The organism is [Actinomadura] parvosata subsp. kistnae (assembly GCF_900323885.1).
In the GTDB taxonomy this organism is placed as follows: Bacteria; Actinomycetota; Actinomycetes; order Streptosporangiales; family Streptosporangiaceae; genus Nonomuraea; species Nonomuraea composti.
Genome location: NZ_OOHJ01000018.1, coordinates 2,782,713 through 2,795,460, shown reverse-complemented (window position 1 = coordinate 2,795,460; position 12,748 = coordinate 2,782,713). Strand labels below are relative to the sequence as shown.

Here is a 12,748-nt window from a genome sequence, read left to right as displayed (position 1 = left end):
CCTGAGCACGGCACCCGCGCACATCACCACGGGCGTTGGCGCGGACGCCGGCACCAGCAGGGGCCCAGCCGCAGTGGCGAGCACCAGTCCACACACAAGCACCGGCACAAGCCCGGCCGCAGCCCCGGCAGCCGGCACCGCCCCAGGCCGGGACACAGCCACGGCCGGCACCACCGCAGGCCCGGCCGCCGCGGCGGGCGCGGCCATCACCCGATCCGCGGGCACAGGCACGGATGCGAACGCCGGCCGGCACGCGAGCACCCGCACAGGCGCATGGGCGAGCACAGGCGCCGAGGCTGGTGGCAGCACCAGCCCCGCCGCAGTGGCGAGCGGAAAGGCGCACACGGGCAGGATCGCAGCGGCGAGCATCGCCACAACCCCAAGCACCCGCGCAGGCGCGGCGGCGAACACCGGCCGACTCGCAGGCGCGGGCACGGCGGCGAGCACAGATCGGCACGCGGGCGAGGGCACGACGGCCAGCACAGAACGGCACGCGAGCACGGACACGACGGCCAGCACAGAACGGCACGCGGGCGCGGAGGCAGCGGCCGTCGCGCTCCCAGCCACGAGCGCGCCGCAGGGGCGGGTGGCGCTCATCGGGGTGCCCGGGCTGGAGTGGAGCGACCTCGACGAGGCGCGGACGCCCGCCCTGTGGCGGCTGGTCACCGAAGGGGCCTCAGCGTCCCTGTCCACGCGGGCCGTCCCACCTCCCGACCGTGGCATCACGTGCCCCACAGCCGGCTGGCTGACCGTTTCGGCGGGCCAGCGAGCCGGTGCGGAGGGCAAGGGCTGCCCGGTCCCACCCACTCCTCAGCAGGAAGGCCAAGGCGCCACCGTCCCGAATTGGGCCGCCCTGACCGCGTACCAGGCGGAGACCGGCTACGACGCCAAGCTGGGCACGCTGGGCCAGCTCGTGACGGACGGAGGCGGGAAGGTCGCCGCGATCGGCCCGGGCGCCGCCTTGGCCGCCGCCGACAAGTCCGGAAATATCGCCAGATACACCCCCACCCTCGACACTCTCGACTCCCTGGGCGACCTCACCCCCTACAACCTGATCGTCCTCGACGCATCCGCCCTCTCCGACGCCTGGTCGAAGCAGCCCCTCGACGAGTACGGCGTCCCCACCCCCCTCACGCCCACCGCCCGCCAGGCCGCGGTGTCGCGGGCGGACCAGCAGGTAGGCACCCTGATCAGCCGCCTCCCCCAGGGCACCACCGTCCTCCTGGCCGGCATCTCGGACGTCACCCCGAACGCCCACCTCCACGTCGCCATCGCCACCGGCCCCTCCCCGGACGGCCGCCCGTACCCGCACGGCCACCTCACCGCGACCTCCACCCGCCAGGACGCCCTGGTCGCGATCACCGACCTCACCGCCACCACGATCCAGCTCCTCGGCCTGCCCGCCGCCCGCGAGGTGGTCGGCCGCTCCTGGCAACCCGGCGGCCCCGCCCCCGCCACACCGGCCGAGACGGTGACGGAGCTGGCGGACGGTGACCTGGCCAGCCAGGTGCTGCGCGAGGTCCGCGGCCCGTTCTTCGCCGTCCTGGTCACGGCCCAGCTCCTCTTCTACGCCTTCGCCGCCCTAGCCCTCCGCCTCCGCCGCCGCCGCTCCGAGGCCCCAAGCACGGACGCAGCCGCGAGCACGGGCACGAGCATGGGTATGGGCACAGGGCCCGCCGCGGGCACAGGCGCCGACATGGACGCAGGCGCGAGTGCAGGCGAAGGCGCTGGCCTGAGCACCGACGCAGGCGCAGGCTCGGGCATGAGCGCGAACGCAGGCACGGGGACGCCCTCGAGCCTGGCCGCAAGCGCGGGCACGCCCTCGGACCTGGCCGCAAGTGCGGACGCAGGCGCGGGCACCTCCATGGGCCCACTCGCGACTGCGGACACGGGAGCGGGCACGGGAGCGGGCACGGGCGCGGAGGCAGGGGTGGTGCGGGCGAGCGCCTCCAAGCTGCTCAAAGCCGTCCAACTCGTAGCCGTGCTCAGTGGCGCGATCGCCATCTCCACCTTCCTGGCCCAGCTAGTCCCGTGGTGGACCCTGCCGGTCCCGATGTTGTCGGTGATCGTGACGATTCTGGGCATCGCCGCCCTCATCACCGCCCTCGCCTTCGCCGGCCCCTGGCGGGCGCACGTGCTGGGACCCCTGACCGTGGTGGCCGCCGTCACCTCGCTCGCGCTCCTGATCGACGTCATGACCGGGTCGAAGCTCCAGGTGAACGCCGTCACCGGGTACGAGCCCGTGACGGGCGGGCGGTTCTACGGGTTCAGCAACATCGCCTTCGCCATCTACGCCACGGGCACCGTGCTCGGGCTGGCCGGGGTGGCTCAGTGGCTGCTCGGCCGGGGGGTGTCGAGGGTCGTGGTGGTCGGGTTGTGTTCGGTGTACGGGGCGTTCGCGGTCTTCGCGGACGGGTGGCCTTCCTGGGGGGCGGACTTCGGGGGTGTGCCGGCGTTCGTGATCGGGCTGGCGGTGTTCCTGATGTTGCTGTCGGGCAAGCGGGTGTCGTTGCTGCGGCTGGTCGTGGTCGGGCTGGCGGGGGCCGCGATCGTGGGGGCGCTGTCGGTGGTGGACTGGTTGCGGCCGGAGACCCAGCGCACCCACCTGGGCACCTTCGTGCAGCAGATCATCGACGGCCAGGCGTGGACGGTCGTCGGGCGCAAGTTCGGTGCCATGGTCGGGGTGACGGTGGGGAACTGGTCTCTGACCCTCCTCTCGCTGGTCGCGCTGGCCTTCCTGTTTCTGGTGCTGGCCCGCCCGTCACGCTGGGGCGCCGCCGCCCTCGGGCTGGCCTACCGGGAGGCCCCGGCGTTCAGGGCGGGCTTGTTCGGGGCTCTGACGTGCGCTTTCGTCGGCTTCCTCATGAACGACTCGGGCATCGCCATCCCCGCTATGGCGCTGACGGTGGCGGTGCCGCTGACGCTCGCGGCCTGCGTACGGGCCTTGCAGCTCGCCACGCCCACACCACCAGCGCCACCGTCAGAGCCAGCAGCACCCAGGCAAGCTGGGGCCTGAGCTCCTTGCTGAGCCAGTCGAGCTCGGCCGGCACCCCGTCCACGCGGGCGGGCAGGTACGCCACCGACAGCACCAGCAGGTGCGCCACCATGAACGTGTCGAGGGCGGAGGCCGCTACCAGGGCCAGCAGCCCGAACGCCAGCCCGTCGTACCAGGGCAGGATGTACGGCGTGGCGAACAGGTAGGCCACCATCAGCCCCGCCGCCACCACCGGCGCCTCCACCCCCCGGCCGACGCCCATGCCTGTGCCCAGGGCGTCGGGCGTGCGCCCGGCGCCCGGCATGCCGAGTGTGCGCGGTGAACCCGCCACACCCAGCGCCCCAGGCACGCCCGCCGTATCCGGCATGTCCGGCTTGCCGACCGCATCCAGCTTGCCCAACGTGCCCGCCGTGCCCGCTGTGTCCGGTATGCCGCCCAGCGCGTCGGGCTTGTCCAGCACCTCCGGCCCGCCTAGCGCCTCCGGCCTGCCCAGCACGTCCGACTTGCCTAGCTCGTCCGGCTCACTCAGCGCCGGTTTGCCTAGCGCGCCCGGCTCGCTTAGCGCACCGCCCCGTGTCCTAGGCCTGTCGGAATTGCCTGGCGTGCGCAGCGGGGTCAGCATCCCCCGGAGGGAGGCCAGGCGGAGGAGGGCCCAGGCGATGAGCGCTAGGAGCAGGAGCGAGCCGATCTGGATCTCGCCCCGGTACGCGCTGCCCGGGCCCACAATGACCTGGATCCAGCCCTGCACGAGCTTCCACGGGGAGGCGTGCGAGATCGACTTGCTCGTGCGGGTCATCGGGGCGATCGCCTCCGGCCCGACGATCGCGTAGCCGGCCACGACCACCGCGACCGCACAGCCCGCCATGAGGGCCAGCCGGCGGGGGTGCCGGCGCAGCTCCCAGGCCGGGCCGAGGGCGACGAGGCCGGCGTTGACCTTGATCGCGACGCCCAGGCCCAGCAGGGCGCCGGCGCCCATGGGGCGGCTTCTGGCCAGGAGGGCAGCGACCATGCAGGCGATGGCGAGCGTGTCGGCGTGCATGCCCGCGACGAGCTGGTAGAGCAGGAGCGGGTTGGCCGTCCACAGCAGCGCCGCCCGCAGGCGCCTGGCGGGGTCGTCGCGGGTGAAGCGGTCGATGAGCAGGGCGGTCGCGATGAACGCGGCGGCGTTGACGGCGGCCAGGACGAACATCGTCAGCCTGAGCGAGTCTCCGCCGATCCAGCTCGCCAGCGCCTGCACGGCGGTGGCCACGGGGCCGTAGACGCTCGGCTCCTCCCGCCACGGCCTCTCCACGGCGTCGGCGATGGGGTCGCCGGGGAGGTCGTCGGCCCCGTGCGTGTACGGGCTGAGGCCCAGGGTCACCATGCGGCCGTACGCCGCGTAGTTGAGGTGGTCGCCCGAGCCCGAGGGTGGCAGGAACGCCAGGACGCCGGCCGCCACGCACCCCACCAGCACGAACACCTGCGCCTTCGGGAGCCGCCCGAACCCGGGCTCGCGGAGGGCGAGCAGCAGCCCGAGGCCGCCGAGGACGACGGCGGTCGCCGCCAGGGCGATCACCAGGCGCGCATCGGGCTCGACGCCCAGCGAGAAGGGCGGGTGCCAGGCCGGGCCGCTCAGGGCGGGGACCATCGCCGACGGGCCCAGGAGCCCGATGGTGATCGTCAGCAGGATCGAGACGCCGATCGCCGCCGTGGCGGCCCCTGCCGGCCGGGCCCGCGCCCGGATGCGATGCGTCTGCGAAGTCACCGGGAAATTCCAGCACACTCGCGAGACGCCTACCGACGAACGGCCCTCGCCTGTGGACAACCCGCGCCAGAACGATCCCTGCGACCGCCCGCCTGTGGACAACCCGCCGTCCATCGATTCCCGATGGCGCCGACCTGCGGAAAAGCGGTCACTCCCCGGTCAGTCCGTCCACGGACTCCCGGATGAGGTCGGCGTGGCCATTGTGCCGTGCGTACTCCTCGATCATGTGCACGAGGATCCACCGCACATTGACCTTGCGCCCATCACCCCACGCCCGCGTGGACAGCCGGTCCAGGCCGCCATCGGCCAGCGCCTCGTCCAGCAGGGCGCGGGAGCGTGACACGGCGTCCTGCCACAGCTCGCGCAGCTCCTCAGGGGTGTTCCCGGTGGCGGAGTGCCAGTCCCAGTCGGGGTCGGCCTTCCAGTCCACCGTGCCCCACAGGGGCTGGCCCTCGCGGTCGTGCAGGAAGCGGGCGAACCAGAAGTCCTCGACGTACGCCAGGTGCTTGAGCATCCCGCCCAGCGTCATCGAGGACACGCCCACGGTGGCCTTGAGCCCGGCAGCGTCCAGTCCGGCGGTCTTCCACGCGAGGGTGGCGCGGTGGTACTCCAGGTAACCGACGAGGGTGGCGAGCTCTCCCTCGGCGAGCGGTGGTTCGGGGCGGCCTTGCTCATCTATGTCCGGCATGCCGGAAGTGTAGGCGCCGGGACGATCAACCGCACCGCCGATGGTCACCGGTGCCGGAGCTTGTCGAGGTTGTGGACGACGACGGGCTCGCGCACCGCCAGCGCCCGCGCGACGTCCCGCAACTGCCGGGCCCGGTGCAGCTGCGCCCGCCAGTCGGTGCCGGTGGCCCGGTGGGCCATGTCCACCTCGACCTCGAGGACGCGGTATCCCTTGCGCAGCAGGTCGATGGTCAGCGCCGTCTCCACGCCGAACCCGTGCGCCAGCGGGCGCGCCGCCTCGAACGCGGCCCTGGTCAGGCAGCGCTGGCCGTTGAGCGGCTGGGCCGGGTCGAAGCCGGTGGCGCGGCGGATGCCCTCTTTGGACAGCCGTACGACTAAGCCGTGCCCGCCCAGCTTCACCCGCGTGGTGAACACGGCGATCGTCATGTCGGCCGTGCCCTCGCGCACGGGCGCGATCAGCGGCGCGGCGGCCTGGGCCGTCTCGCCGAGGTCGGCGTCGAGGAAGAGCAGGTGGCGCGGGGCGGCGTCCTCGTCGAGCAGGCGTACGGCCTCGGCGCCCGTCTCCATGGCGGCGGCCTTGCCGCGGTTGCGGCTGTGGCGCACCACCCTGGCTCCGGCCGCGCGGGCCACCCTGCCCGTCTGGTCGGTCGAGCCGTCGTCGACGACCACGACGAGGTCGACGCCGGGCAGGGCGGCGGCGGCCTTGACGGTGGCCTCGATGCGGTCGGCCTCGTTGACGGCGGGGATGACGACCGCCGTGTCACCACTCACCGGTCATCGCCTCCACAGCGGTGTGTGCACCCGTCATGAGCCCTCTGCGACGAGGAGCTCCTGCGGCACCTCTTCGTGCACGGTGAACACCGAGTCGAGCCCCGTGACCTGAAGGATCTTGCGTACGGCGGGACGCGGCGCGGCCACCTCCAGCGCCCCTCCCTGCTCTTTCATCCGCTTCAGCGCCGAGAGCAGCACGTTCATCCCCGTGGAGTCGCAGAAATCCACGGCGGACATGTCGATGACCACCCGGCTTGGCCCGTCCTGCAGCAGCCGAGTGAACTCGGACTGCAGGTGAGGCGCCGTATAGAGGTCGATTTCTCCGGTGATGGCAACGAGTGCGCACCCGGCATGTGATCGAGTCGAGACCTTGAGCTCCACATGGGCAGGCTAGCGGCGCGAGCGCTTCCGGTCACGTTGTCACGCCGATAGGGGAACCACAGGTTTTTGTCCTCCGTTTGGGCTCCATGAAAACGGAGAGTACGCGAAGCTTGACAGCGTGACACGGGAACCGCCACCGCTTCGTGGAGAAGGAGGGGCTGGGGCACGACCGACGGGCCCCGGATCGATGAAAGCTGAAAAACCCGAAGACGCTCAGCGCCAGGGCCTCCGAGAACGCCTGGAGACCATCCAAATCAGCACAGAGAAGGCGACGTCATGGCATGACCAAGCGGGGCGCCTGCGCGGCCTGGTGAACCACGAAGGCTACGTCCCCATCCGCACCCGGCTCGCGATCGAGGACCTGGAGTTCCTCGCGGCGGCGCGTACCGAGCTGCTCAGGTTCTCGGAGCTCGGGCTCAGGTTGCTCGATCTCCACCAGCCGCGTGACGCGGGGGGCATCACGAGCGACACCGCCCATCCGATACTGCGCTGCCGGAGCTGCATGTGGCGCTGGCCGTGCCCGACGTTCCGCGCGATGGCGGAGTCGTTCGGCGAGCCCCGGGACCTGCCGGAGAGCGCCTGAGCGGGGGGACGAGGAGGTCAGCCGCCGACCAGGGGCAGCCGGATCTCGAACCGGCACCCGGGCCCGTCGTTGACCACGTCGATCACCCCGTCGTGCGCCTCCACGATCCCTTGCGCGATGGCCAGCCCGAGCCCGGCCCCGCCGTCAGCGGTCGGGGTACGAGCCGCCTCCCCCCGGAAGGCCACCTCGAACACCCGAGGGAGATCCTCCTCGGGTATCCCCCCGCAACAGTCCGTGACGGACAGGCAGGCCATTCCGGCCGCGTCCACCTCGGCCCTGAGCACCACGGTCCGGTCCGACGGCGTGTGCCTGATGGCGTTGACGACCAGGTTCCCCAGGGCCCGTCCGAGGGCGCCCGCGTCGGCCTCCACGGGCACGGCGGCCGACGCCTCGGCCGTGAGCACCACTCCCTTGGCCCTGGCCAGCGGCTCCGCGCCGGCCATCGTGTCGGCGAGCAGGTCGGCGAGCCCGATCCTGGCCCGTGAAAGCCGCAGCGCACCCGCGTGGATCCGCGACAGCTCGAACAGGTCGTCCACCATCGCGGACAGCCGCTCGACCTCCAGCTTGATCTGCCGGTGGTAGCGCGCGACCGTCGCGGGGTCGGACACCACGCCGTCCTCCAGCGCCTCGGCCATGGCCCGCATCCCGGCCAGCGGCGTGCGCAGGTCGTGGCTCACCCACGCGACGAGCTCCCGCCGCGCCCCCTCCAGGGCCCGCTCGCGCGCGTACGCCTCCTCAAGGGTGTTGGCGATCGTCTGCAGCTCCGCGGGCAGCCCCCGAGGGGCCACGAACGGCGCCGCGCGCACCGCCTGGACCAGCCGCCTGCTCTCTCCGACGACCCGCCTGGCCAGCACGAACGCCACCCCCAGCCCCACCAGCCCGCCGACGGCCACCACGCTCAGCACGAAGTCCTTGGCCGGCCCCTCGATGAACATCTTCGTGATGATCGCCACGACGCCGGCCAGCGTGGCCGTGACGGCGACCACCACGACCACGGCCAGCATCACCCCGATGGACCTGGCACGCAGCCGCCACATGAGCCAGATGCCGGCGAGCGCGATGAGCAGCCCGAGCCCGGCCGTGACGGCCACGATCATGGGCAGGTCGCCCGGCCTCGGCATCATCGACCCTCCACCCTGCCCGGCCTCGGCATCATCGACCCTCCACCCTGCCCGGCACCGGCGTCATCAGCCCTCCAGAGGCTCGTACCGGTACCCGACGCCCCACACCGTGACGATGCGCCGCGGATCGGTCGGGTCGGTCTCGATCTTCTCCCTGAGCCTGCGCACGTGCACGGTCACGGTGGAGGAGTCGCCGAACGACCAGCCCCACACCTGGTTGAGCAGCGCCGACCGGCTGAACGCCTGCCGCGGGTTGCGCATGAGGTGGGCCAGCAGGTCGAACTCGCGGGCCGTCAGCAGCACCTCCTCGCCGCGCAGCCGTACCTCGTGGGCGCCGACGTCCACCACCAGGTCGCCGTCGCGCAGGATGCCGGTGCCGCTGGTGACGGCGGCGCCGCGGGCCCGCCGCAGCACCGACTGCACGCGCAGCGCCAGCTCGCGCGGGCTGAACGGCTTGACGACGTAGTCGTCGGCGCCGGTCTCCAGCCCGACGACGCGGTCGATCTCCTCGCCGAGCGCGGTCAGCATGATCACCGGTACGGGCCAGCGCTCCCTGAGCTTCCTGCACACCTGGAGCCCGTCGATCTTGGGCAGCATCAGGTCGAGCACCATGAGGTCGGGCGGCCGGGCCAGCGCCCTGCGCAGCGCCTCGGCGCCGTCGCCGACGCACTCGACCTCGTGCCCGTCACGCTCCAGATAGCGCGCCACGACCTCGGAGACGGTCGGATCGTCGTCGACCACCAGGATGCGTGTGTTCACGGTTTCACGGTACGGCCAGGGAGGCGGGGAGTGATGTACGCGTCATCGCTTCGTAAGGCTCGCGGATCATGGGCGGAGGACGTACGGTGGCCTCATGGGTAGAGTCGTGATGCTCGTCATAGGGACCTTGCTGGGTCTCTTCGTGCTGTTCAACTTCCTGCTGCCGATGCTGGCAGGCCTGATCAAGCTCGCTCTGATCATCGGCGTCATCGCGGTCCTCGTCTTCGTGGCGGTCGCCGTGGTGGGCAAGTCCTCCCGCTCGCACTGACCTTCGATGCAGTTCCTGTTCGATCCGTGGCTGGTGGGGATCACCATGGTGGCGATCCTGCTGCTGGCCACGTGGGCGGCCGCGCTGCTGCCCGCCCTCAGCGGGGAGCCGCCGAGCTTCCCGCTGTCCTACGCGCGCCGCACGGCCTTCCAGCGGCAGCGTGACCCCGACGCGGCCGGCCGGTCGCGGCCACGAGCGCCTTAGGCGTGCCCCGCTTTCACGTCACGTAAGCGGGGCTCGCTCGCTCATGAGTGAGCCCGGATCTCCCTTTTCGAGGAAACAGGGCTCATGATCGATTCTCTTGTCACGTTCGTCATCGGCATGTCCGGCGGCAGTGCCGCGCTCGGGATCGTGCTGTTCACGCTGGCCGTACGGCTCCTGCTGCTCCCGCTGAACGTCCGCCAGGCCCGGACGATGAAGATCCGCGAAAGGCTCGCGCCGAAGCTGCGTGAGCTGCAGAAACGCCACGGGCGCAACCCCGAGCGGCTGTCGCGGGAGATGAACGCGCTGTACGCCAAGGAAGGCACCTCGCCGTTCGCCGGGTTCCTGCCGATGCTGGCGCAGCTGCCGTTCCTGTGGCTGATGTACCAGGTCGCCACGCACCCGACGGCGCTCGTCGGCCATCAGCTTTTCGGCGCACCGCTGGGGCAGCAGGTCGCCGGGGTGATCGCCAATTACGGTCTGGTCAGCGGACCATTTTTGGTCTTCGTCTTGGTCATCGCGCTGGTCGCAGTGGTGGCGTGGCTGTCGGCGCGGCAAATGAAGATCGCGGAGGAGCAGCCGGAGCTGCTGAAGAAGATTATGCGGCTGCTGCCGTACGGCACCGTGCTGGCCACGCTCGTGCTGCCGCTGGCCGCCGCGCTCTACCTGCTCGTCTCGACGGCGTGGGCCGTCACCGAGCGGGCGGCGCTCAACAGGCGGCTGCAGCCCGCCTAGCTAGCTGACCTCTCGCAGGGCCGCCACCTGCCCGTTCATCGACTGGCTGGGAGCGGGCAGGATGGCCCAGACGGTCGTGGTGTCGCCGTCGTGCCTGACTCCCCAGCTCTCCGCCACGTACTCCACGATGCCCAGCCCCCGGCCCCCGAGCGAGGACAGGGTCGGGCGGCCCGCCCGCGGCTCCGTGGCCGCACCCCCGTCGCTCACCGCCACTTCGATGTGATCGTCACTGCGCAGCCAGGCGACCCTCACCATGCCCGACGGCAGCGGATGCGCGTGCCGCAGCGCGTTGCTCAGCAACTCGCTCACCACCAGCACCGCATCGTCGATCGCGGCGGCAAAGACCCCGCTGTCCTGCAGGTCAGTGCTCAGACGCTGGCGGGCGACGGCAACGCTGGACGGCGCGTACGGCAGCAGCACCACGCTTGACACACCCACCTCCCCGTTACCTGTGCCCCCCGCGGGAACACTCCCCGGTACGACCGAAATGCCCCGTTACTCGATCCCAGAAACCGCATCTCGATCACAGCTTGTACACATTGGACGATAGATCAGCTCAACCGTGACCACCTCGTTACCGCATCGGTGTGTCGGATCGGATAGGGGAAGCACACCTGAGGACGAGCCGCATTCTGGTGCCCCCTCCCGGTCTCGGATGCGCGCTGACATCTCCCCCCTGTGCTCTGGCGAGGCTGCGGACGATGTAGAGCCCGAGCCCTACTCCACCAAACCGTCTCCGGTCGCCGCTGTCCACCTGGACGAACCGCTCAAAGATCCGCTCCCGGTCAGGCGGGGCGATACCGACCCCCTCATCATCGACCACGACGACCACGTTGTCCTCCTCCGGCCAGGCCCCCACGCTGATGAGCCCACCCCTGGGCGAATACTTGAACGCGTTCTCCAGCAGCTGGCCGAGGATGATATCGGTGGCCAGCGCGTCGCCCAGCACGTACGGCAGCCCCTCGGCCAGCTCCACCTCCACCCGGTGCCGGTCCGACAAGGAGGGCAACCCAAGTGTGGCCCCGTCGATCCGCTCGGCCAGGTCGAACTCCTCGATCCGCACCTTCAGCTCGTCCGCGCCCGCCCTGGCGCCCAGCAGCAAGTGGTCCATCAGCTCGCCCAGCGACCTGGCCCGCTCGGCGATCGTGTGCACGGCGGCGCGGCGCTCGGGGTCGCTCATCTTGTCCCAGCGCGAGTCGAGCGTACTGGCGAACCCGCGCACGATCGTGATCGGGGTGCGCAGCTCGTGGCTGGTCGTGGCCAGGAACAGGTCCTTGGCCTCCTCCAGCTCCTTGGCCGCGGTCACGTCGCGGAAGTCGACGACGACCTCGCCGGTCTCCTCGATCCGGGCGCTGACGACGTCCAGCCAGCGCCCGTTGTCGAGCTGGAAGGTGCCCTTCTCCCCGGCCGACGGCACGGGGAACGGCGGCGGCCCGCCGAGCACGGACTCGACGGGCAGCGCGGTCAGCCCGGCCGCCGCCGGGTTCCAGCGCACGACCCGGCCGTCCTCGTCGAGCACGGCGATGCCGTCGGCGCTGGCGTCGAACACCGCCCGCTCGTACGCCCGCTGCCGCACCGCCTCCTGGTAGGCCACCGCGTTCCCGACCGCGATGCCCGCGTGCCCGGCCAGCAGCTCCAGCAGCTCCAGCTCCAGGTGGCCCGGTGTGCTGTTGGCGAACAACGCGTAGAGCGCGCCGTACGGCCGCCCGCCCACGGCGGCCAGCCCCAGCGCGATCGTGTGCAGCCCGCTCAGCCGGGCCCACACAAGGTCGTCGAGACCGTGCGACTCCAGCAGCACGGTCTTCCCCGTCCGTAAAAGTTTGTCCACGAGGCTCGTGCGCAGCTCGGTGGTGGTGCCCCTGATCGAAGCGGGCAGCTGGTACGTACTGACCAGCCGCAGCCGTTCCCCCTCGATGAGCACGAAACCACCCGCGTCCGCGCCGGTCAGCTCGGTGAGGCTGGCCGAGATCCGGTCGAGCACCGCCGACAGCTCCAGCTCGGAGTTGATGTCGCCCACGACGTCGGTGAGCCGGCGCACGAGCCTGGCCCGGCGCGCCACCCGCTCCCTGGCCACGTGGTCGGCCAGCGCCGGATGGTAGACGCACACGTAGCCGCCCACGGCGCTGCCCAGGCGCAACGCGCTGATGTCCACCCGCAGGTCGAGCAGGGTGCCGTTGCTGTGCAGGCGCCTGGTGCGCAGCGACACGGGCTCACCCGTGCGCACCCGCTCCAGGGCGGCGGTGTGCTCGGTGGTCAGCTCGTCCGGCACGATGGGCGCCCTGCGCCCGATCACCTCGTCCGCGCTCCAGCCGAACACCCGCTCCGCCGCGGCGTTCCACACCAGCACGCTCTGGTCCCGGTCGAGCGCCACGACGGCGTTGGGCGAGCTGGCGAGCGCCGCGCGAGCGATCTCATCGTCACTACCGGCCCATTCGTCCCCCACTACTCCATAGTGCACGTGGTGCGGTGGGTGCGTCGGGAGATCCGTCCGATACGCTGCGGT

12 protein-coding genes and 1 pseudogene are annotated in these 12,748 nt (G+C 71.6%); 5 read left to right on the top strand and 8 right to left on the bottom strand.

Features of this window, described 5'->3' with window-relative positions:
- Positions 1–586 precede the first annotated feature (586 nt).
- Positions 587–3,016 (top strand): hypothetical protein, encoded by a 2,430-nt coding sequence (locus KIS93_RS33025; protein ID WP_230465690.1) that lies wholly within the window; start codon positions 587–589, stop codon positions 3,014–3,016.
- A 625-nt stretch (positions 3,017–3,641) separates the two neighbouring features.
- Here KIS93_RS33025 and mptB read toward each other — a convergent pair.
- From mptB to KIS93_RS33010, 4 genes and pseudogenes are all read right to left on the bottom strand, one after another.
- Positions 3,642–4,853: pseudogene (mptB, locus tag KIS93_RS65855) on the bottom strand (polyprenol phosphomannose-dependent alpha 1,6 mannosyltransferase MptB); the annotation flags it as partial.
- A gap of 34 nt (positions 4,854–4,887) precedes the next feature.
- Complete coding sequence (locus tag KIS93_RS33020; protein WP_080043984.1) at positions 4,888–5,427, bottom strand: DinB family protein; 540 nt, start codon at positions 5,425–5,427, stop codon at positions 4,888–4,890.
- A gap of 44 nt (positions 5,428–5,471) precedes the next feature.
- Positions 5,472–6,197: a glycosyltransferase family 2 protein gene (locus tag KIS93_RS33015; RefSeq protein ID WP_080043985.1), complete on the bottom strand. Its 726-nt coding sequence runs from the start codon at positions 6,195–6,197 to the stop codon at positions 5,472–5,474.
- A gap of 33 nt (positions 6,198–6,230) precedes the next feature.
- Positions 6,231–6,578, bottom strand: a complete 348-nt coding sequence (locus tag KIS93_RS33010; protein WP_080043986.1) for an STAS domain-containing protein — start codon at positions 6,576–6,578, stop codon at positions 6,231–6,233.
- Positions 6,579–6,888: 310 nt separating this feature from the next.
- On the opposite strand from KIS93_RS33010, the gene KIS93_RS33005 reads away from it, so the two are divergent.
- A complete protein-coding gene (locus KIS93_RS33005) occupies positions 6,889–7,161 on the top strand; it encodes a hypothetical protein (protein WP_230465691.1) in 273 nt (90 codons plus the stop codon).
- A gap of 17 nt (positions 7,162–7,178) precedes the next feature.
- On the opposite strand, the gene KIS93_RS33000 is transcribed toward KIS93_RS33005, so the two are convergent.
- Together KIS93_RS33000 and KIS93_RS32995 are read right to left on the bottom strand one after the other, a co-directional pair.
- On the bottom strand, positions 7,179–8,285 hold the full coding sequence (locus tag KIS93_RS33000) for a sensor histidine kinase (protein WP_080043988.1): 1,107 nt from the start codon (positions 8,283–8,285) through the stop codon (positions 7,179–7,181).
- Positions 8,286–8,348: 63 nt separating this feature from the next.
- Entirely contained in the window at positions 8,349–9,041 is a 693-nt protein-coding gene (locus KIS93_RS32995; protein WP_080043989.1) for a response regulator transcription factor, read from the bottom strand.
- A gap of 94 nt (positions 9,042–9,135) precedes the next feature.
- Here KIS93_RS32995 and KIS93_RS32990 point away from each other — a divergent pair, with 94 nt between their 5' ends.
- The 3 genes from KIS93_RS32990 (at position 9,136) to KIS93_RS32980 (ending at position 10,245) form a co-directional block, all read left to right on the top strand.
- On the top strand, positions 9,136–9,309 hold the full coding sequence (locus KIS93_RS32990; RefSeq protein WP_155128785.1) for a hypothetical protein: 174 nt from the start codon (positions 9,136–9,138) through the stop codon (positions 9,307–9,309).
- 6 nt (positions 9,310–9,315) lie between these two features.
- Complete coding sequence (locus tag KIS93_RS32985) at positions 9,316–9,513, top strand: DUF6412 domain-containing protein (RefSeq protein WP_080043990.1); 198 nt, start codon at positions 9,316–9,318, stop codon at positions 9,511–9,513.
- Positions 9,514–9,597: 84 nt separating this feature from the next.
- On the top strand, positions 9,598–10,245 hold the full coding sequence (locus tag KIS93_RS32980) for a YidC/Oxa1 family membrane protein insertase (protein ID WP_080043991.1): 648 nt from the start codon (positions 9,598–9,600) through the stop codon (positions 10,243–10,245).
- Here the strand turns inward: KIS93_RS32980 and KIS93_RS32975 are convergent, their stop codons facing one another.
- Together KIS93_RS32975 and KIS93_RS32970 are read right to left on the bottom strand one after the other, a co-directional pair.
- Positions 10,246–10,677: an ATP-binding protein gene (locus KIS93_RS32975; RefSeq protein WP_230465692.1), complete on the bottom strand. Its 432-nt coding sequence runs from the start codon at positions 10,675–10,677 to the stop codon at positions 10,246–10,248.
- Between the two features lie 142 nt (positions 10,678–10,819).
- The gene (locus tag KIS93_RS32970; RefSeq protein WP_080043993.1) at positions 10,820–12,688 is read right to left on the bottom strand and encodes a sensor histidine kinase; all 1,869 of its coding nucleotides are present in this window, start codon (positions 12,686–12,688) and stop codon (positions 10,820–10,822) included.
- Between the last annotated feature and the right edge of the window lie 60 nt (positions 12,689–12,748).